The organism is Sporosarcina aquimarina, assembly GCF_019748715.1.
Taxonomy (GTDB): domain Bacteria; phylum Bacillota; class Bacilli; order Bacillales_A; family Planococcaceae; genus Sporosarcina; species Sporosarcina newyorkensis.
In genome coordinates, this window is sequence record NZ_JACLBZ010000017.1 from 46,537 (window position 1) to 66,482 (window position 19,946).

A 19,946-nucleotide genomic window follows, 5' to 3' on the forward strand; every position below is an offset into this window, starting at 1 on the left:
GCACACGCTCTTAGAAGGAAGCGGCTCACCGCACGTCCCGCGGAAAGCGTCCGCCCGCAACGGAAATCAATGGTGCCCCCACACTTAGTCATAAATAGCTAGATATTGAAAAACGTTTCATGCTTTATTATGCATGAAACGTTTTTCTGTTTCATAAACTACTATGCGGAGAAAAAGGAGGGCGAAAGATGAAAGAAGAATTATATGAAAATCTTGCTAGAAGAACAGACGGTGATATTTATATAGGTGTGGTAGGCCCTGTGCGTGTAGGTAAATCCACCTTTGTCAAACGAGTCATGGAAGAAGTCGTTATTCCGAATATGACCGATGCAAACGACCGTATACGCGCGCAAGACGAGTTGCCTCAGAGTTCCCCTGGCCCGGTGATCATGACGGCAGAACCGAAGTTTGTGCCCGCTCAAGGCACAAACGTATCAATTGGAGAAGGAGAACTGGCATTTCAGATTCGACTAGCGGATTGCGTAGGCTATGTAATCGACGGCGTCAAAGGCTATGAAGACGAGGAAGGACCGAAATATGTTCATACCCCTTGGCACAATGAACCGATCCCGTTCGAAGAGGCGGCAAGGATCGGCACAGACAAAGTCATCCGGGATCATTCAACGATCGGAATATTGCTGACAACGGATGGTACCGTTAATAATATTTCTCGCTCTGCTGCGGAAGTCGCGGAGAATGAAATCGTCTCTAAGCTGCAGGAAATTGGTAAACCGTTCGTCATTGTATTGAACTCAAAAATGCCTGCGCATGAGCGTGCACTGGATTTAAAACAGCAACTGCATGAAAAATATGGCGTTCCTGTCATTGCGATCAGTGCTGATCAATTGAACGCTGCGGAAATTCAGCTGATCTTAAAAGAAGCACTGTATGAGTTTCCGATCACTGATATTGAACTGCAACGTCCGGACTGGATGGAAGAGCTGGGGGATGATCACAAACTGAATGCTCGAATCGACCATGTCATCAATGATGGTTTCCTGGGTGTTTCAAAAATACGTAAAGTACAGGAGATTGCTGAATTATTGCAAGAAGAGGAGTTTGTACGGCAGGCTGACGTCGTAGAAGTCGATGCAGGTAAAGGAAAAGCGATCGTTAATATAGATATGGATGAACGTGCTTATATTGCCGTATGTGAAGAGTTTATGGGTAAAGAGATGCGATCCAAAAAAGATTGGCTCGTCTTCATAAAAGAAGCCGTGAAAGCCAAGAAGTCCTATGATATGTATGCGGAAGCGATTGATACAGCAAAGCAGTCGGGCTATGGTGTTGCCCTCCCTACGATCGCAGACTTCCAGCCGACACCGCCAGAGCTGATCAAACAAGATACATTCTATGGTGTCCGAATGAAAGCGAAGGCGCCTTCGCTGCATATAATACGAATCGATATGGAAGCTGAATTTTCTCCGTTGATCGGTTCGGAATTCCATAGTCATCACTTACTTAAAGAATTGAAAAATGCTTATTTACATGATCGGGATGCTCTATGGGAAACACAGTTGTTTGGAACCCCGCTGCATGAAGTGATGAAAGAAAGTATTCGTTTCAAGACCGCAGCGGTCCCGGACAAAGCTAGAAAACGACTGAGAGAAACAATTGAACAAATGGTGAATGACGGCAATAAAGGCATGATCACATTTATCGTCTAATGAATCAATTACGCCTCAGTGAGGAAGTGTCCAGATTTCGAATCGAACCTGTTCGTATAACTCTTTTCGAAATCTGTGACGTTCAATTCCAAGCGCCCGTCTCTCGGGTCACTTCGGGAAAGTCTCCAGTGCCTGTCAAGACTAATCAGGGCTTTCCACTTTTGACGACATTTGCTGAACAAGGAACTACTCCGAATTCATCCCATCTCCTATTGGAGAAAGAAATAATCTGCTGAATAAAGATAATGTAGAGAAAGATCCGACAAAAGCGGGTCTTTTTTCTATTGTTTTTCCTTTAAAAAGGGAGAAAAGCACAGAAAAACTGTTTATCGCGATAAAGCGCAATAATATTGTTGCACCGCCGTTTTTCTTATGTTACTCTTTTTACAGTGTTAACAGCAATAGCATCCCCTTTTGAGAGGAGGTGAACGGTGTGAATAAAACAGAATTAATTAACTCTGTAGCAGAAGCGGCAGGTCTGACGAAAAAAGACGCGACTAAAGCTGTTGAAGCTGTATTCGATACAATTCAAGCGACTCTTGCGAAGGGTGAGAAAGTTCAATTGATTGGTTTCGGAAACTTTGAAGTTCGTGAACGCGCTGCCCGTAAAGGACGTAATCCACAATCGGGTGAAGAGATCGAAATCGCTGCAAGTAAAGTTCCAGCTTTTAAAGCAGGTAAAGCACTAAAAGACGCAGTAAAATAATTCGAGATTTTACATAGGAGTCCGTCCAGCGAATCTGTCAAACAGATGGCAATGGATGGACTCCTTTACGTTTGTACATAATCAATTACACTCGGTGTAGTGGCGTCCCGGTTTTGAAGTAAGTGTGCTCGGTTCACTCCTTTCAAAAACTGTGAAATCCGCCGGCGTGTCTGTTGGATAAAGAAAAGTACCCTAACTGTACGGAATGTGTAGAATATGCTACTATTTTGGTGAAATAGGTTTTGTTCCTATAAGGAGGACATACTGTGATGAATGAGCAAGATTTAAATAAAATAGAACAAGCAGTCACGATGATCTTGGAAGCCATCGGCGAAGATCCAAGCCGTGAAGGCTTACTTGATACGCCCAAGCGTGTCGCCAAAATGTATCATGAAGTATTTGAAGGATTGAATAAAGATCCAAAAGAATATTTTGAAGTAGTCTTTCATGAAAACCATGATGAAGTCGTACTAGTAAAAGATATTCCATTTTACTCTATGTGCGAACATCATTTGGTCCCGTTCTTCGGAGTTGCCCACGTTGCGTATATTCCGCGTGATGGAGTGGTGGCTGGATTAAGTAAATTAGCTAGAGCCGTGGAGACGACTGCAAAACGCCCGCAGCTGCAGGAACGCATTACATCGACAGTCGCAGATGCGATGATGGAAATGCTGAATCCGATCGGTGTCTATGTCATCATTGAAGCTGAGCATATGTGCATGACGATGAGAGGTATTAAAAAACCTGGTTCTAAGACGATCACAACAGTAGCTAGAGGAATTTATGAACATGACGACGTAAAACGTGCTGAAATTCTATCTCTGCTCAAAACGAACTGAGGCCTTTGCGGAACGCTCGATTTATATGCTATCATTAAGACCATATAGAGACTGGAGATGCAAAGATGACACAACCTGACTATTTAGTTATTAAAGCGAAAAAAGACGGAGTAAATGTCATTGGGTTGACGAGAGGCAACGACACAAAGTTTCACCATACTGAGAAGTTGGATCGAGGAGAGGTCATGATTGCTCAGTTTACAGAGCATACATCTGCCATTAAAATTCGGGGTGAAGCTGAAATCCATACAGCTCATGGAATCGTTTCGAGCGAAGAAAAAGAATGACCGGCAATTTAAGGCTGATGGGAATGGAGTTTACTGATGGATACAAAAGGATTCACTGACCAAGTCGACAATTATATACAAAACTTGCGAAGCGCTATTTATCAACCGATTGTCGAGCGAGATGCGGGACATGCACCAATCGATAGACAAAAGGCATTTTTGCTTTTACTGCCTATGTTGAATGGAGAGTCATGGACGGATGAAATGCATCAAGCGTCTTTAGCAATTGGCGCAATTCACACGGCGTTTGATATTCATGATCAAATCGATAGTACAGATGCTTCATCCAAGGAACAGCAGCTGATGGTGCTTGCTGGTGATCATTTCAGTGGCATTCATTATAAGCTATTGGCATCCATTCCAAACTTCCATCTCATCCGTTCTTTATCTGTTGCGATCGGCAGGATCAATGAATGCAAGACAACTTTGCTGCAAGAACCTCCAAATTCCATTGAGGATCGGTTACAATTGATTGGTGAAGTGGAAAGTGCTTGCATAATAGAGTTTTATCATACGTTCGGTTTTACCCGATATATTTCTATTGTTGAAGTGCTGTTTCCTTTAATTTGGCTGATAGAAAGCGGTCAACAGGACTTGAATCGAATGAAATTTCCGCATTTAGCTCCGAATGCAAGAGATACGGAAAAATGGATTCAGCAATTGCAGGAAAACTTAGATGATAGATTACACAATAACTTTTATTTACATAAACCTTTAGTCGATCAAGTACTGAAGATGGCAAAGCAAGGGGCAAGCAAACTGATTTAGAAAGTAGGGGCAAATCGTGGCGGTCTCAAAAGAAGAAAAAGTTCATAACGTCTTTGAAAAGATTTCAACAGACTATGATAAAATGAATTCCGTAATCAGTTTCAATCAGCATATAAAATGGCGGAACGATATTATGGTTCGGATGAATGTGCAGCCGGGCTCAAAGGCATTGGACGTCTGTTGTGGCACAGCGGATTGGACGGTAGCGTTAGCTAAAGCGGCAGGTCCTGCTGGCGAAGTGACAGGACTTGATTTCAGCGCAAATATGCTGGAATCAGGCAGAGAAAAAGTGGCTCCCTATCCGAATATTGAGTTAGTTCAGGGGAATGCCATGTCACTACCTTTTCCAGATAATTCATTTGATTACGTAACGATCGGATTCGGCTTGCGGAATGTGCCGGATTATCTAACTGTTCTGAAAGAAATGCATCGCGTACTAAAACCAGGTGGAATGGCTGTGTGCCTGGAAACCTCTCAGACTAAAATACCTGTTTATCGTCAGGCGTTTCGATTTTATTTTAAATACATCATGCCGTTATTCGGGAAGCTCTTCGCAAAAAGTTATAAAGAATATTCCTGGCTGCAAGAATCGGCGAATGATTTTCCGGGGATGAAAGAGCTGGCACAGCTTTTTGTCGAAGCGGGCTATCAAGAAGTTTCGTATAAGTCTTACAGTGGCGGGGCTGCGGCGGGACATATCGCATACAAATAATGAGTAAATGGGAGAAGGTAATGGGTTTGGAAAAAATTAAGTTGATGTCACTTTACACGGATTTCCGGAAAGATGTGGCCTATATTGAAAAAGAGCTTGAACGTTCCGTGCAATCTTCTTCTCCCATTGTTCGTCAAGCTTCTTTACATTTATTAAAAGCTGGCGGGAAAAGAATTCGTCCCATTTTCGTTATTTTGGCCGCACAATTCGGCAACTACTCCCTCGAAAAAGCAGCAAAGGTAGCTGTGTCGCTTGAATTAATTCATATGGCATCTCTTGTACATGATGATGTCATAGATGATTCCGACATGCGACGCGGTTTAGAGACGGTTAAGGCGAAGTGGAATAACCGTGTAGCCATGTATGCCGGTGATTTCATCTTTTCACGTGCGCTGACTTCTATTGGCAGCATTGAAAAAGAAGCGGTACACCGAATTTTGGCGGAGACGATGTTGGAAATATGCAAAGGTGAAATCATTCAAATTGATTTTCAGAGACAAACCGACCAAGGCATGCGGGATTATCTGCAACGTATTAAGCGGAAAACGGCACTATTGCTAGCTTCCAGCTGTGAACTGGGTGCATTGAGTGCGGATGCGGATGCGGAAACTGTACGGAAACTCAGAAGATATGGCTATTTCACAGGAATGGCTTTTCAGATAGTGGACGATATCCTCGACATCACGTCAACAGACGCGGAGCTTGGTAAGCCAGCGGGCAGTGACTTATTGAATGGTCATATTACGTTACCTATTTTATACATAAAAGACGATGCTGAATTCAGACCGTATATGGAACGTGCATTCGCTGGAAATATGCTGGAGTCCGATCGGCAAAATATGCTACTCTACATCCGGCAGAGCGACGCAATAGACAAAGCACAGCATGTCAGCGATCTTTATTTAGAAAAGGCGCTAAAAGAACTTGATGGTCTCCCGAATGGCAAGTCGAAAAAAGCATTAATCCAAATTGCAGACTTCATCGGGCAACGAAAATATTGACGAATCTTGTTTATAGTTGAAAGAAAAAGACGTCAGTGGTACGATTTAAAAGGGTTATTCCCCGATAGACAGATGAAGGAGTGTTTTGACAGATGGAAAGAACATTTTTAATGGTAAAACCAGACGGCGTACAACGTAACCTGATCGGTGAAATTGTCAGCCGCTTTGAAGACAAAGGGTATCAAATGGTAGGCGGGAAATTAATGAACATTTCCGAAGAGCTTGCACAACAACATTATGGTGAACATAAAGAACGCCCATTCTTTGGTGAACTTGTAGACTTTATCACTTCTGGACCAGTATTCGCAATGGTTTGGGAAGGTGAGAATGTCATCTCAACTGCACGTTTGATGATGGGTGCTACGAATCCAAAAGAATCTGCTCCTGGAACTATCCGTGGAGACTTCGCTGTAACGGTAAGCAAAAATATTATTCATGGTTCAGATTCACCTGAGTCAGCAAGCCGCGAAATCAACTTGTTCTTCAAAGAAGAAGAGCTTGTGACTTATGACAAATCAGTGAACAGCTGGATTAACTAATCGCCAAAAACAGCCGAGCGAATTTCGCGTGGCTGTTTTTCTTATACATACGGCATGCTTTTTCCGTTATAATAGGAACATACATAGAAAGATAGGGCAGTAGGAGGGCTTTGCATGTCTGATTATTCGATATTAATTCAAGGGATTAAAAGGAAGACCGGCATTGATTTATCGTTATATAAAGAAGCCCAGATGAAACGTCGATTGACTTCCTTATATGAGAAGAAGGGCTTCCGGGACTTCAGAGAATATTTTGAAGCGATTCAATCTGACAAAGAGATGTTGGATGAATTCTTGGACCGCATGACGATTAATGTTTCTGAATTTTACCGCAATGCAATCCGGTGGAATGTGCTGGAGAACAAGATACTACCGCAATTATTGGAGAAGAATAAGAGATTGAAAGTGTGGAGTGCTGCTTGTTCCACTGGCGAGGAGCCGTATTCATTGGCAATGGTGATGGCAACGCACATTCCATTGCGAGATATTTCAATTTTGGCTACTGATTTGGACGCTGGCGTCATTAACCGTGCCAAAGTAGGGTTATATGGCGAACGTTCGTTAAAAGAAGTGCCAAAATCAATCGTCAGTAAATACTTCGTCAAAGAAGGGCAATCGTATCAAGTGGTAGAGGAGATCAAGAAAACCGTAACATTCAAACAGCATAATTTGCTGGAAGATCGTTACGATTCGAATTATGATCTCATCGTTTGCCGTAATGTCATGATTTATTTCACAGAAGAAGCAAAAGACCAGATTTATACGAATTTTTCTAAGGCATTAAAGCCAGGGGGCGTTTTATTTGTCGGCAGTACAGAGCAGATATTCAACCCTGAAAAATACAACTTTGAATCAGTGGATACATTCTTTTATAGAAAAAAATAATACGAACATTCAAGGGGGAACTGAACATGCGTTTTATTACAGCTGGAGAATCACATGGTCCACAATTGACAGCTATCATTGAGGGCTTACCTGCACAAATGGAATTGACGGCAGACATGATCAACAAGGAATTAAAGAGAAGACAAGGCGGTCATGGAAGAGGTCGAAGAATGCAGATTGAGAAAGACCGTGTAGAAATTTCTTCAGGTGTACGGCACGGTAAGACAATCGGTTCTCCTGTCACACTAACAGTCGTAAACGATGACTGGAAGCACTGGACGGGGATTATGGGTATCGAACCTTTGGCAGAAGATATGAATCCTGAGGACGTCAAACGTCAAATTACGAGACCGCGCCCAGGCCATGCAGATCTAGTCGGCGGCATGAAATATGGACATCGCGATTTACGGAATGTGTTGGAACGTTCTTCTGCACGTGAAACGACAATGCGGGTTGCAATCGGCGCGGTTGCCAAGCAATTCTTGCGTCAGCTAGGCATAGAAACAGTTGCTCATGTGACAGAAATCGGAGGAATCGAGACGGATCCTTCTACATATGCAAACCTTACGATTGAAGACTTGCGTCAGACTGTCGAGGAAGACCCAGTGTATTGTGCAGACAAAGAAGCTTCGGCCAAAATGACAGAGGCAATTGATGATATTAAAAAGCGGGGCGACACGCTTGGTGGAGTCGTCGAAGTGATTATTGAAGGGTGTCCTCCTGGGATTGGCAGCTATGTACAATTTGATCGGAAAATGGACGGCAAATTGGCTGGCGCGATGATGAGCATCAATGCGTTCAAAGGTGTTGAAATTGGATTAGGCTTTGAGATGGCAAGGATGCCGGGCAGTGAAGTGCACGACGAAATTAGTTGGGATTCAGAGCGGGGGTACTACCGTAAGTCCAATCGCTTAGGCGGACTGGAAGGCGGTATGACGACTGGAATGCCTATCGTTGTACGAGGTGTAATGAAGCCGATTCCAACATTGTACAAGCCGCTTGAGAGTGTTGATATAGATACGAAGGAGCCGTTTACAGCAACAATCGAGCGATCGGACCCTTGTGCAGTGCCTGCAGCGTCTGTCGTGGCAGAGCATGTCATTGCGACAGAAATGGCTAAAGCGATCATGAATGAGTTCCGTTCTGATACGATGGACGGTCTGCAAAAGGACATTGAACAATATAGACAGTATGTAAAGGAGTTTTAAGATGGAAAAGTTAACGGTTTCCGTCAAAGAGCATCAGTACAATGTTTATGTGGGTTCAAAAACGTATGAATTATTTGCTTCAGAATACGCGGACCTGATTAACAGCACGGATAAAATCGGCATTATTGCAGATTCACATGTAGCTGAACTGCATCTTCCGTTATTGAAAAATGCGCTTGCACGCACAGGACGCGAGATTTCGGTCAAAATCGTGCCGGGTGGCGAAAGCTGTAAAAGTTCCGACGTGTATGTTGATTGCCAGTCGTTTCTGCTGACGGAAGGATTCACACGTAATTCGCTTCTCATTGCTTTTGGCGGCGGCGCCTGCGGAGATTTGACTGGTTTTGTTGCAGCAACTTTCATGCGAGGCATTCGCTTTATTCAATGTCCAACAACAGTGCTCGCTCATGACAGCGCGGTTGGAGGAAAAACGGCGATTAATATGCCGGAAGGAAAGAATATGGTAGGAGCTTTTCATCAGCCGGCTGCAGTGTTGTTTGATACAGATGTCTTCAAGACGCTGCCGGCTTCTGAAATGCGTTCAGGGATGGCTGAATTGATTAAGCACGCGTTTATTTCCGATGCGGTCTGGACTGAGCAGCTTCTCGTAGAAGAACAATTTTCCACGCCATCGATCGAGTGGTTAGAAAGTGAATTAATGCAAGGGATACATGTGAAAGCGCAGATTGTCGGAGAAGATGAATTTGAGCATTCCACGCGTAAGTTTTTGAACTTCGGCCATACGTTCGGCCATGCGGTGGAAGCGGCATCGGGATACGGCAAATTGAGCCATGGGGAATGTGTCATGATTGGGATGGGTTATGCGTTTCTTCTTAGTGAAAAACATGGGGATATTTCGGCTGATTTCACGAATCAATACTTACAATTTGCGAAGCAAAACGGCTATACATTTGAACCGGTATTTTCATATAGCTTCGATGAGTTGTTGTCGTATATGCAGAAAGATAAGAAGGCTTCATTCGGAAAGATGAATTTTGTCTTGTTAAAAGAAATCGGACAGCCATTTGTCAAGGAAATTACTACTGAGCAATGCAGGGAAGTGTTTGAAGAGTTTAAGCAGAAACTAGAGAGCGGGGGGATTGTGTGAGTGTCAGAGGTATTCGAGGCGCGACGACTGTAGAAAAAGACGAAGCACAGGAAATATTGAAGGCAACTGAAGAACTTGTGTTGGAAATGGCGAAGGTGAACCGGTTTGATCCAGAAGATATCGCTTCGGTCATCGTGTCTACGACGGTGGATGTCAAAGCGGCATTTCCCGCTAAAGCCATTCGTTCGATAGAAGGTTGGACGTATGTTCCTGTCATGTGTACACATGAAATCGATGTTCCAGGTTCCATGCGTAAATGCATCCGGGTCATGATGAACGTCAATATCGAAACGAAGCAAAGTGATATCCAACACATCTACCAAAATCATGCAGTTCAATTACGACCGGACCTACAAAAATAACTCATTTCTAAAAGGGGGCCCCAAAATGAATTGGAAGCCGATTTTATCAACTATGAAACCATATACTCCAGGCCGTTCAATTGCTGAAGTAAAACGTACATACGGACTGCAGGAAGTAAACAAGCTCGCATCAAATGAAAATCCGTATGGTTCTTCTCCCGCAGTCGCAGAGTATCTACGCTCTAAAGCGGATCAATTTGAAATGTATCCAGATGCGTTCACTGCTGGCTTGCGCACGAAGCTGGCAGAATTTCATCAGGTCGATCCGATGGAAATTTTATTCGGTAACGGTTCCGATGAAATGGTAACGATGATCTCAAGAGCGCTTTTGCAGCCAGGTACAAACACCGTAATGGCTTCCGTTACATTTCCTCAATATGCACATAATGCGAAAATTGAAGGTGCTGAAATCCGTCAAGTGCCTATGCTCGATAATGGGGATCATGATTTAGAAGGGTTTTTGAAGGCAGCGGATGATCATACAGCCATTATTTGGGTATGTAATCCGAATAACCCAACAGGTAACTTGCTATCGAGCAAAAAGATCAAAGATTTCTTAGATCAGGCACCTAAAACGGCTCTTGTGGTTCTTGATGAAGCGTACTTTGAATATGTCACGGATCCTGGACAGGAAGATGCGATGAATTGGATCCATGATTACGACAATTTAATTGTGTTGCGGACGTTCTCCAAGGCGTACGGGCTGGCTAGTTTCCGTCTTGGCTATGGCGTTACGAACAAAGCCAATATGGCAGAATTAAATAAAGTACGCAATCCATTCAATAATAACTCTCTGGCTCTTGCAGCGGCAGAAGTGGCGCTTGGAGACCAGCAGTTTCTTCAAGACTGTGTGAAGAAAAATCACATAGAACGTAAACGGTATGTCGACTATGCAGAGAAAAATTCTATAGCCATCTATCCTTCCGAAACAAACTTTGTATTGATAGAAGTACCGATGGATTCCGATGAAGCTTGTGAAAAACTGTTACAGCATGGGTTTATCGTACGCAGCGGGAAATTGCTCGGTACTCCGGGGTATGTCCGTGTGACGGTAGGGACTGAACAGCAAAATACCGATTTCTTCAAAGCATTTGATCAATTATTAATTACTGAATAAGGATAGATGACGATGAAAACGACTGTAAGTATTATAGGACTGGGATTGATCGGAGGATCACTCGGTCTCGCATTGAAACGAAATCCAGATGTTCACCTAGTTGGTTTCGACCGCTCGTATGCGACTGCTGACGAAGCGTTCCGACGAGGCATCATTGACACAATTGCACCTTCAGCAAAATCAGCCTGCGAGCAGGCTGACTTTGTCATTTTCGCAACGCCTGTCAATACGACAGTGGCGATTTTCGAAGAGGCACTGGAGTGGACATTCAAAGAACATGCGATTGTCACAGATACCGGCAGCACGAAGAAACCAATCATGGATGCAGCTGTCGCCCTACAAGAAAAAGGCATTACTTTCATTGGCGGCCATCCAATGGCGGGTTCCCATAAAAGTGGTGTTTCCGCAGCAATGGAACATCTTTTTGAGAATGCCTATTATATTTTGACTCCAAGTAAAACAACGACTGAACATCAAATTACGCTTCTTGAAACGTTGCTTGAAACAACGAAAGCGAAACTCATCGTGCTGCAGGCTGAAGAGCATGATCGGATGACGGCCATTATCAGTCACTTTCCGCACCTTGTTGCCTCTTCATTGGTCGGCCGGTTGGCTGCACAAGAAGAGCAACAGCCTTTTGTCAAAAGGCTGGCGGCAGGCGGTTTCCGTGACTTAACTCGCATTGCATCTGCAGATCCTGTTATGTGGCGGGACATCACAATCCAAAATAGAGATGAACTGCTCACCCAAGTGGATGGCTGGCTGGACCAAATGAATACTATTCGGTCGATGCTTGTAGAAAATAACCCGGATCAAATTTTCGATTTCTTTTCTCAGGCTAAAACGTATCGGGATAAACTGCCTTCAACGTATGAGGGAGCGGTTCAAGGTGCATTGTATATGACATTTGATTTGCATATTGATATACCTGACCACCCAGGAATCATTTCTGAAATTACAAAAATCCTGGCTGACGCGGATATCAGTTTGACGAATATCCGGATTGTGGAAACACGCACGGACGTCTATGGGATTTTGGTGATCAGCTTCCAATCGTCAGCTGAGCGCAAGCGAGCCCGGCAAGTGCTGGCGCAAGCAACGGATTATTCCATGCATGTTCTTTGATTTATGCATGTATTTTTAAAGGAGGAGAGCGGTATGTCAGAACAAAAGACGGTTTCATTTGAACGACCTGTCCTCCGTGGAACATTGCAAGTGCCAGGAGATAAGTCGATTTCTCATCGTGCAGTCATGCTCGGTTCCATCGCTACAGGAAAGACGACAATCTCAGGTTTTTTGGATGGAGAAGATTGTCTGAGTACAATCGATATGTTTCGAAAACTCGGCGTATCGATTACCCGTGAAGGAACGGATGTTGTAGTGGATAGTCCTGGTATTTCCGCATGGCAAACTCCGACTGAAACATTGGATGCAGGTAATTCAGGAACGACTGCACGTCTTATGCTCGGTATTTTATCCGGATCTCCTGTTACTTCAACGATGTGCGGAGATCAGTATTTATCCAAACGTCCAATGAAACGCGTGACTGGACCACTCGGGTTAATGGGAGCTAACATTACAAGTGATGAACACGATGACTACTTGCCGTTGACAGTACACGGCACAAAGCTTGCGGCAATTGACTACCAAATGCCTGTTGCCAGTGCACAGGTGAAATCCGCTGTGTTGCTGGCAGGTCTTCAGGCAGAAGGTGAAACATCTGTCACTGAAATGGTTGTTTCACGAGATCATACAGAGCGTATGTTAAATCAGTTTGGTGCTGAGCTTACACAAGAAGGAAAGACAATTCGCATTCAGGGCGGGCAGCAATTATCCGGGACGGATGTGGTCGTGCCTGGGGATATTTCATCCGCAGCTTTTTTCATGGTCGCGGCCGCTATGGTAGAAGATAGCGAAGTATCATTCGAAAAGGTTGGATTGAATCCGACGCGTACAGGTATACTTGATGTATTGAAGGCTATGGGCGTGCGTTTGGAGCAGTCACAGGAGCAAGGTTTTTCTGGCGAACGCTACGGTACCGTGAAAATTATGTATTCGAAGTTAAACGCTACGGAAATTGGCGGTGAGCTGATTCCGAGATTGATCGACGAACTTCCGGTATTGGCTTTATTGGCCACGCAAGCAAAAGGCAGAACAATTATTACGGATGCCGAAGAATTACGTGTCAAAGAAACCGATCGCATAGAAGCTGTCGCAACAGAACTGCGCAAACTTGGTGCGGACATTGAAACAACTCCCGATGGTATGATTATCAACGGACCGACGCCGTTAACTGGTGCTACCCTTCAATCGTATGGCGATCATCGGTTGGGAATGATGGCGGCGATTGCCGGTTTGATCACTTCTGGTCCGGTTCATATTGAAAATCCTTCATGCATCGCAATATCTTATCCGCAATTCTTCGAGGATCTTTCAAATCTCGCGAATGGATGAAGTTCAACAGAAAGTTCAGGTGAAAAAATGAATACATTGCAAGATATGGAGCAGCTCTTATTGGATGGGGACTTGAATGCCCTGAACGATGGAATAGAAAAGCTTCAAGCTACAACGGAATACGATCTTCTGTATGACGTCGCAAATCTTTTGATCGAGTATGGATTTATCGGGCAAGCAGATGGGATTTTCTCTCACTTGCTGCTCGTTTTTCCCGATGAAGCACAGTTGAAAATCGATCGTGCCGCTGCATTGCTTGAATTGGGTGAAGAAGATGAAGCATTGCTCTTATTGACGGAAATTGGACCGGATGAAGAAGAGTATGTGCAGGCACTCCTTACGCAGGCGGACTATTATCAAATGGTTGGTCTGGCGGAAACTGCGCTTGCCAAGGTCCGTGAAGCGAGTGAGTTGGCTCCGCATGAACCAGTCATCCAGTTGGCCCAGGCAGAGTTGCTGTTGGATTCCGGTCGGTACAGTGAAGCGGTACGGCTCTATAAAAAGCTTCTCGAAACGGCTGAAGAATTGGCAGGCGTCAAATTGACATCTCGCCTTGCGGAAGCCTACAGTGCGGGTGCAGCATACGAAGAAGCGATTCCGTACTATGAAGAGTTGCTCAATCAGGAAACGAATCCTGAAGAGCTGTTTGGACTAGGATTGGCCTATTATCAGACAGAACGTTATGCTGATGCAATTAGTCGATTAAAACAGTTGATTGAAATGGATCCTGATTATTTTTCCGCTTATATGCTTGCGGGTCAAAGTCATGCTCAGTTGAACGAAGATGACAAAGCCTTGGAATTTTATAAAATGGGGATCGAGCGGGATACATTTGATAAGGAGCTACAGCTTGCTGCTGGAAAGTCTGCTTTGAAACTTCAGTTGCCGGAAGAGGCTGAACGCTATCTGAAAGAGGCACTCGTTCTTGATCCGGAATATATCGATGCGCTGGTGACTCTGGCTTCCTTGTATAACCAAAGGGAAGAAGATGAGCTGTTAATCGAATTACTGACATACTCAGAAGCCGATCAGTTGGAGATCCCTCTCCTCCATGCATTCCTTGCGTATGCTTATGAACGGACAGAAGTATATAAAGAGGCATATGAAATGTACCGGAAAGCATATGATGGGATGAATGAAGATGCTGGCTTTTTAGACAGTTATGCGAAATTCTTACTGGAGGAAGGCAAACACGCAGAAGCGCAGCGAGTGATTCGACAACTCGTCAAGATCGCTCCCGATGCAGAAGAGTGGACAGCATACTTAGAAGCGCAATCTGAAGAGGAGGTGTGAAATGAAAGCCATGGTTCCTGTAACCGCTAAAAAAGATTTTTTGAGGTGGTTTTTAAAACGCTACAGATTGAAGCGGCGGGAATGTGTATGGATTTTAAATTATCTTCTTAGCAATGAGCATTTATTGACCAATGTTCACTTTACAGACGAGGCTCATCACTGTCCGCGGTCAATGATTATCTCCACCACAGAAGTAGACAGTATCCCATTTCGATTTTACAAAGGAAATTTAATGACTGCAGATGCCGAGAAATCATTTCACGATTTGCGGTTGCATCCTGATGAAAAAATGTTCATTCAATTGAACTTCAGGGATAGCAATAAATGTCCGGAGTATGCGAGTGTTGCAGAAGAAAATCCATATCTGCCTGAAGACATTCTAACCAAAAAGAGAGACCAGGAAATAGCCGAACGCCTGCTTGAAGAAAGCGTGACGCTCATGACCAATGAAATGTTATTAAAGAGGATTGATGAAGCGCTTGATAATGGGGACCGGGAGCTCTTTATCAGCTTGACTGCTCTGTTGAACGAAATGAAAAAAGACAAAAACCAATGACTTCACCGAACGCGGTGGAGTCATTGGTTTGCCTTGCTGGAAATTTTGAGCTAAACTCTTATGAAGCAATGACGGGAGGGAAGAAAATGAATTGGGTACCAAAAGATGTGGATACATATATCAGTCAAAAAGATTATATCGATACACTCGTAGTGCCATTGATCTCAATTGATACAAGGCCGGAAACAATGAAAAATAGCGCATCTTCCTCAGAGTTTTTAATGAATCTATCGATGTTCATCGAGAAGCAATTCAAAGGCAGAATGATGTTCCTGCCTCCTGTCTCGTACACGCAGTCAACAGATCTCCAACAACTCGCAGATACGCTGTCGGAAGATCTCAAGCAATCGCCTTTCACATACATCTTCTACTTGACAACCGATTCGAAATGGACGTCTGTGACGTTAGAAGAAAAAGTGATCTGGCTGCCATCCATTCCGTTAGAAACAATGGACAACCATTTGCGTCAAACGATCATGGAAGATCAACTGAGACAAGTCCTTACGCACTTTATGGAAGAGTGGAACGTGCAGTGAGTCAGCTTTAGAACATTAAAAGCTAACAAAGTGAGCGGTCCGGGATTTGCGCTCCAGACGGTACGCTTTCCGGGGGGGGGGGGGCTCACCGCGCGCCCCGCGGAAAGCGTCCACCCAGAGTGAAAGCTGTAACGAAGAACGGCTTTTGCGAGCACATCTTTGGTCTAAATCCCCGGACCGCTAGCTAAAATTTTACTTATACTAGCCCAGTCCAGTTAAGAAAGAATTTCATCCAAACCACCTATTTGAGAAAAATTAAAGAACCTTTCTCGTTTGTCACCAAATCTTAATATTTGTTCACAAACTTAAAGGCCATCTAAAAGCATTATTGAATTTACTTTCATCTTGATATATCATAGATATGTCCTAGTATTACAATTAGCAAAAGAATGTCCGTGGGACTGACTTTGGAGTAAGAGGAGGGAAATTACTGATGAGCAATAAAGTGTCTAGACGCACGTTCCTTAGCTATACACTAATGGGAACTGGTGGGTTCATGGCTTCTGCGATGCTGATGCCGATGATTCGCTTTGCAATTGATCCTGTATTGGCGAGTGCTGGCGGTTCGGATTTTATCCCGACACCACAAAAAGCCGACGAGTTAACTGAAACTCCGGTTCGCGTAGACTATACAATCAAAGATCGACAAGACGCATGGTATACTTCTGATGTATCGAACACGGCTTGGGTCTACAAAGAAGGCGACAAGGTCATAGCACTTTCTCCAGTTTGTAAGCACCTTGGGTGTACAGTGAACTGGGAAGGCGATGAGCATAAAAATGAGTTTTTCTGCCCATGTCACGCAGGACGTTACAAAAAAAATGGTGATAACATTCCAGGAACACCGCCGCTTGGACCGCTTGATGAGTATGAAGTTGAAGTCATCGACGGGTTTGTCAATCTTGGTGGAGTAATACCGAACACATTAGTCTAAAGGGTAAGGGGGTACGACCGTAGTGTTAAATAAAATTTATGATTGGGTGGATGAACGGTTAGATATCACTCCAATTTGGCGAGATATCGCTGACCATGAAGTACCTGAGCACGTAAACCCTGCACATCATTTTTCTGCATTCATCTATTGTTTCGGAGGTTTGACGTTTTTCGTAACGGTGATCCAAATCTTGTCTGGTATGTTCCTGACAATGTATTATACACCGGATATCGAGAACGCATGGAAATCAGTTTTCTACCTTCAAAATGATGTTGCATTCGGTGAACTTGTGCGTGGGATGCACCACTGGGGAGCTTCGTTAGTTATCGTCATGATGTTCCTACATACTTTACGTGTATTCTTTACAGGGTCTTATAAAAAGCCTCGTGAATTGAACTGGATCGTCGGCGTCATGATTTTCGGCGTCATGATGGGTCTAGGGTTCACAGGATATCTATTGCCTTGGGATATGAAGGCTCTATTCGCAACAAAAGTTGGGATTGAGATTGCCGCGTCAGTACCTTTCATCGGAGAACAGATTAAAATTCTTCTCGCGGGTGATTCCACGATATTAGGTGCACAGACGTTAACAAGATTCTTCGCGATTCATGTATTTTTCCTACCGGCTGCTTTGCTTGGGTTGCTTGCAGCACACTTTATCATGATCAGAAGACAAGGTATTTCCGGACCACTATAAGAACCAATTTATTGGTTAGGGTCATCTGAAATTTAAGAAGGAGGGAATAACATGCACCGCGGAAAAGGGATGAAATTTGTTGGAGATTCGCGCATCAAAGCTACGAATAAAATGCCGAACACTCCAAAAGATTACTCAGAATATCCGGGTAAAACCGAAGCATTCTGGCCAAACTTTCTATTGAAAGAGTGGATGATCGGAGCGATCTTCTTGATCGGTTACCTAATCGTCACACTTGCACACCCGTCACCGCTTGAGCGTCAAGCGGACCCGACGGATACAATGTATATACCGGTTCCAGACTGGTATTTCCTATTCATGTATCAATTATTGAAATATGAATTCGCATCCGGTCCTTATAACGTGATCGGTGCGATCATCATTCCTGGTTTGGCATTTATGGCATTAATGCTGGTTCCTTTCACGGATACGACGAAAGAGCGACGTCCGTTTAAGCGTCCATTGCCAACAGGCTTCATGATTCTTTCATTCTTGGCGATGTTCTACTTGACTTGGGAGTCCGTTGTGAACCACGACTGGGAAGCAGCAAAAGTTCAAGGTGCGATCGTTGATGAAGTGGAATTTGATGAAACAGCCGAGGGCTATGAGATTTATCAAGGTTCTTCCTGTATTGGCTGTCACGGGGACTCATTCCAGGGTGGTTTGGGATTACCGTTGACGAACACAGGCATGACTGCAGATGAAATTATTGAAATTGCTCATGATGGCCGTGGATCTATGCCTCCTGGTACATGGGAAGGTTCGGATGAAGATCTTCAAGTACTTGCTGAGTTCATTGAAGGTTTGAATACGGATTGATGAAAAAAGAGTCAGGAAACTGACTCTTTTTTTCTATATATCCAGTTTGAATGATGCATAATCATAATACATACAGAATCAGCAATAAAAACGAGGGGGTATGTTTTTGCGCATCCTATTTACGCAACTGTGGTTCATCCTGTCCCATAAATCATTTTTATGGATACTTCTATTCATCAATATATTCGGTACGGTATACGGATATGACTGGTATATGTGGCAGCTGGAAATAACGGAACCAAAATTTTGGATATTTGTTCCCGACAGTCCGACAGCTACTTTGTTTTTCTGTTTGGCGATCATTGGTTGGTTAGTGAAACGAAACTTCAAGTTAATGGAAGCGCTCGTATTGATTACGCTCGTTAAATATGGCGTCTGGGCAGTCGTAATGAACTTTCTTACATTAGCGGAAACAGGTTCGATCGGTTGGGTAGGCTGGATGCTCATTGGTTCTCATTTTGCGATGGCTGTTCAAGGTGTCCTCTATATACCGAATTATCGATTCACTGGGCGGCACATTGCAATTGCCGCCATCTGGACATTGCATAATGATGTCATCGATTATGTCTTTGGTCAAATGCCGATTTATCACGATTTGATGAAGTTTAGTCCACAAATCGGATACTTCACGTTTTGGTTGTCCATCGCATGTATTGGAATTGCCATGTGGAGCTTCAAAACAAGATTGGACCCGCTGCAAACTAATCGGTAGTTAAAAGTTGCAGTAAGCCGACAAAGATTATAAAATTGAAGAAGATAGAAAGGGGAGAGATTGACGTGTTCTGGCTCTATTTTGGTATGATCATATTGCTGCCTATCTATGCGCAATTTAAAGTGAAAAGCACATATAATAAATACTCAAAAGTACGTTCCACGTCAGGGATGACTGGAGCACAAGTAGCTCGTCTCATTTTGGACCAAAATGGTTTACATGATGTGAAAGTAGTGGAAAGTAAAGGTTTCTTAAGTGACCACTATAACCCGATGACAAAGATTGTTGCATTATCTTCAAGTAACTATCATGAAGCATCGGTTGCAGGTACCGCGGTAGCTGCACACGAAGTGGGCCATGCGATTCAAGATAAGGAAGACTATTCATTCCTGCGTTTCCGTCACAGATTAGCACCAGTTGCGAATCTTACTTCGAATGCATCCTGGGTCTTCATCATGATCGGTTTAATTTTCTCAAGTATGAATTCATTGCTTGGGATCGGAATTTTGCTGATGGCTGTTGGGGTCGTATTCCAAGTTGTTACATTGCCTGTGGAATTTAACGCATCGTCTCGTGCTATGGATCAAATCGTGGAATTAGGGGTTATTCGTAATGACGAAGAACCGTATGCAAAGAAAGTATTGAGCGCAGCTGCGATGACGTATGTTGCTGCTACTGCAGTTGCTGTTCTCGAGCTACTGCGTTTAGTACTGATTTTTGTAAATCGCGACTGATCACTTAAATGA

The 19,946-nt window shown here is 43.8% G+C and carries 23 protein-coding genes; all 23 read left to right on the forward strand.

The genetic code is table 11. From position 1 onward, the window contains the following. Positions 1-188: 188 nt before the first annotated feature. The 23 genes from spoIVA (at position 189) to H7J92_RS09935 (ending at position 19,934) form a co-directional block, all read left to right on the forward strand. The gene (spoIVA, locus tag H7J92_RS09825) at positions 189-1,667 is read left to right on the forward strand and encodes a stage IV sporulation protein A (RefSeq protein WP_009497147.1); all 1,479 of its coding nucleotides are present in this window, start codon (positions 189-191) and stop codon (positions 1,665-1,667) included. Positions 1,668-2,100: 433 nt separating this feature from the next. Beyond that, positions 2,101-2,373 (forward strand): HU family DNA-binding protein, encoded by a 273-nt coding sequence (locus H7J92_RS09830; RefSeq protein WP_009497146.1) that lies wholly within the window; start codon positions 2,101-2,103, stop codon positions 2,371-2,373. Positions 2,374-2,642: 269 nt separating this feature from the next. Next, the gene (gene folE, locus H7J92_RS09835) at positions 2,643-3,212 is read left to right on the forward strand and encodes a GTP cyclohydrolase I FolE (RefSeq protein WP_221836834.1); all 570 of its coding nucleotides are present in this window, start codon (positions 2,643-2,645) and stop codon (positions 3,210-3,212) included. Positions 3,213-3,277: 65 nt separating this feature from the next. Further along, positions 3,278-3,499 (forward strand): trp RNA-binding attenuation protein MtrB, encoded by a 222-nt coding sequence (mtrB, locus tag H7J92_RS09840; protein ID WP_009497144.1) that lies wholly within the window; start codon positions 3,278-3,280, stop codon positions 3,497-3,499. 36 nt (positions 3,500-3,535) lie between these two features. Further along, the gene (locus tag H7J92_RS09845; protein ID WP_078816464.1) at positions 3,536-4,267 is read left to right on the forward strand and encodes a heptaprenyl diphosphate synthase component 1; all 732 of its coding nucleotides are present in this window, start codon (positions 3,536-3,538) and stop codon (positions 4,265-4,267) included. A 16-nt stretch (positions 4,268-4,283) separates the two neighbouring features. Further along, entirely contained in the window at positions 4,284-4,979 is a 696-nt protein-coding gene (locus H7J92_RS09850) for a demethylmenaquinone methyltransferase (RefSeq protein WP_009497142.1), read from the forward strand. Positions 4,980-5,005: 26 nt separating this feature from the next. Beyond that, entirely contained in the window at positions 5,006-5,980 is a 975-nt protein-coding gene (locus tag H7J92_RS09855; RefSeq protein ID WP_221836777.1) for a polyprenyl synthetase family protein, read from the forward strand. Between the two features lie 92 nt (positions 5,981-6,072). After that, entirely contained in the window at positions 6,073-6,519 is a 447-nt protein-coding gene (gene ndk / locus H7J92_RS09860) for a nucleoside-diphosphate kinase (RefSeq protein WP_009497140.1), read from the forward strand. Positions 6,520-6,633: 114 nt separating this feature from the next. Then, positions 6,634-7,404 carry a CheR family methyltransferase gene (locus H7J92_RS09865; RefSeq protein WP_009497139.1) on the forward strand — a complete coding sequence of 257 codons (771 nt, stop codon included), beginning with the start codon at positions 6,634-6,636 and terminating at the stop codon, positions 7,402-7,404. A gap of 26 nt (positions 7,405-7,430) precedes the next feature. Next, a complete protein-coding gene (aroC, locus tag H7J92_RS09870; RefSeq protein ID WP_009497138.1) occupies positions 7,431-8,612 on the forward strand; it encodes a chorismate synthase in 1,182 nt (393 codons plus the stop codon). A 1-nt stretch (position 8,613) separates the two neighbouring features. Next, entirely contained in the window at positions 8,614-9,720 is a 1,107-nt protein-coding gene (gene aroB, locus H7J92_RS09875; protein WP_009497137.1) for a 3-dehydroquinate synthase, read from the forward strand. Further along, positions 9,717-10,082, forward strand: coding sequence for a chorismate mutase (aroH, locus tag H7J92_RS09880; RefSeq protein ID WP_009497136.1), 366 nt, complete (start codon positions 9,717-9,719; stop codon positions 10,080-10,082). Before aroB ends, aroH begins: the two co-directional genes overlap by 4 nt. A gap of 25 nt (positions 10,083-10,107) precedes the next feature. Beyond that, positions 10,108-11,199, forward strand: coding sequence for a histidinol-phosphate transaminase (gene hisC, locus H7J92_RS09885; protein ID WP_040758178.1), 1,092 nt, complete (start codon positions 10,108-10,110; stop codon positions 11,197-11,199). Positions 11,200-11,211: 12 nt separating this feature from the next. After that, complete coding sequence (locus H7J92_RS09890; protein ID WP_221836780.1) at positions 11,212-12,324, forward strand: prephenate dehydrogenase; 1,113 nt, start codon at positions 11,212-11,214, stop codon at positions 12,322-12,324. Between the two features lie 33 nt (positions 12,325-12,357). Next, positions 12,358-13,653 (forward strand): 3-phosphoshikimate 1-carboxyvinyltransferase, encoded by a 1,296-nt coding sequence (gene aroA, locus H7J92_RS09895; protein ID WP_221836784.1) that lies wholly within the window; start codon positions 12,358-12,360, stop codon positions 13,651-13,653. A 27-nt stretch (positions 13,654-13,680) separates the two neighbouring features. Then, on the forward strand, positions 13,681-14,946 hold the full coding sequence (locus tag H7J92_RS09900; RefSeq protein ID WP_221836786.1) for a tetratricopeptide repeat protein: 1,266 nt from the start codon (positions 13,681-13,683) through the stop codon (positions 14,944-14,946). 1 nt (position 14,947) lies between these two features. Further along, positions 14,948-15,502 (forward strand): ReoY family proteolytic degradation factor, encoded by a 555-nt coding sequence (locus H7J92_RS09905; protein WP_221836789.1) that lies wholly within the window; start codon positions 14,948-14,950, stop codon positions 15,500-15,502. Positions 15,503-15,588: 86 nt separating this feature from the next. Then, complete coding sequence (locus H7J92_RS09910; RefSeq protein ID WP_246602774.1) at positions 15,589-16,038, forward strand: DUF2487 family protein; 450 nt, start codon at positions 15,589-15,591, stop codon at positions 16,036-16,038. Between the two features lie 430 nt (positions 16,039-16,468). Beyond that, on the forward strand, positions 16,469-16,972 hold the full coding sequence (locus H7J92_RS09915; RefSeq protein ID WP_040758175.1) for a QcrA and Rieske domain-containing protein: 504 nt from the start codon (positions 16,469-16,471) through the stop codon (positions 16,970-16,972). A gap of 22 nt (positions 16,973-16,994) precedes the next feature. After that, positions 16,995-17,669: a menaquinol-cytochrome c reductase cytochrome b subunit gene (qcrB, locus tag H7J92_RS09920; protein WP_009497128.1), complete on the forward strand. Its 675-nt coding sequence runs from the start codon at positions 16,995-16,997 to the stop codon at positions 17,667-17,669. A gap of 51 nt (positions 17,670-17,720) precedes the next feature. Beyond that, the gene (locus H7J92_RS09925; RefSeq protein WP_009497127.1) at positions 17,721-18,488 is read left to right on the forward strand and encodes a menaquinol-cytochrome c reductase cytochrome b/c subunit; all 768 of its coding nucleotides are present in this window, start codon (positions 17,721-17,723) and stop codon (positions 18,486-18,488) included. A gap of 100 nt (positions 18,489-18,588) precedes the next feature. Continuing rightward, the gene (gene lhaT, locus H7J92_RS09930) at positions 18,589-19,200 is read left to right on the forward strand and encodes a lipoprotein heptaprenylglyceryl N-acetyltransferase LhaT (protein WP_221836795.1); all 612 of its coding nucleotides are present in this window, start codon (positions 18,589-18,591) and stop codon (positions 19,198-19,200) included. A gap of 59 nt (positions 19,201-19,259) precedes the next feature. Then, positions 19,260-19,934: a zinc metallopeptidase gene (locus H7J92_RS09935; RefSeq protein ID WP_281250639.1), complete on the forward strand. Its 675-nt coding sequence runs from the start codon at positions 19,260-19,262 to the stop codon at positions 19,932-19,934. Positions 19,935-19,946 lie beyond the last annotated feature (12 nt).

Bases quoted from the DNA above. Each gene is read 5' to 3' on its own strand.
- spoIVA (WP_009497147.1), top strand. From the start codon at position 189: ATGAAAGAAGAATTATATGAAAATCTTGCTAGAAGAACAGACGGTGAT.
- folE (WP_221836834.1), top strand. From the start codon at position 2,643: ATGAATGAGCAAGATTTAAATAAAATAGAACAAGCAGTCACGATGATC.
- mtrB (WP_009497144.1), top strand. From the start codon at position 3,278: ATGACACAACCTGACTATTTAGTTATTAAAGCGAAAAAAGACGGAGTA.
- H7J92_RS09845 (WP_078816464.1), top strand. From the start codon at position 3,536: ATGGATACAAAAGGATTCACTGACCAAGTCGACAATTATATACAAAAC.
- ndk (WP_009497140.1), top strand. From the start codon at position 6,073: ATGGAAAGAACATTTTTAATGGTAAAACCAGACGGCGTACAACGTAAC.
- H7J92_RS09865 (WP_009497139.1), top strand. From the start codon at position 6,634: ATGTCTGATTATTCGATATTAATTCAAGGGATTAAAAGGAAGACCGGC.
- aroC (WP_009497138.1), top strand. From the start codon at position 7,431: ATGCGTTTTATTACAGCTGGAGAATCACATGGTCCACAATTGACAGCT.
- aroB (WP_009497137.1), top strand. From the start codon at position 8,614: ATGGAAAAGTTAACGGTTTCCGTCAAAGAGCATCAGTACAATGTTTAT.
- hisC (WP_040758178.1), top strand. From the start codon at position 10,108: ATGAATTGGAAGCCGATTTTATCAACTATGAAACCATATACTCCAGGC.
- H7J92_RS09890 (WP_221836780.1), top strand. From the start codon at position 11,212: ATGAAAACGACTGTAAGTATTATAGGACTGGGATTGATCGGAGGATCA.
- aroA (WP_221836784.1), top strand. From the start codon at position 12,358: ATGTCAGAACAAAAGACGGTTTCATTTGAACGACCTGTCCTCCGTGGA.
- H7J92_RS09900 (WP_221836786.1), top strand. From the start codon at position 13,681: ATGAATACATTGCAAGATATGGAGCAGCTCTTATTGGATGGGGACTTG.
- H7J92_RS09905 (WP_221836789.1), top strand. From the start codon at position 14,948: ATGAAAGCCATGGTTCCTGTAACCGCTAAAAAAGATTTTTTGAGGTGG.
- H7J92_RS09910 (WP_246602774.1), top strand. From the start codon at position 15,589: ATGAATTGGGTACCAAAAGATGTGGATACATATATCAGTCAAAAAGAT.
- H7J92_RS09925 (WP_009497127.1), top strand. From the start codon at position 17,721: ATGCACCGCGGAAAAGGGATGAAATTTGTTGGAGATTCGCGCATCAAA.
- lhaT (WP_221836795.1), top strand. From the start codon at position 18,589: ATGTTTTTGCGCATCCTATTTACGCAACTGTGGTTCATCCTGTCCCAT.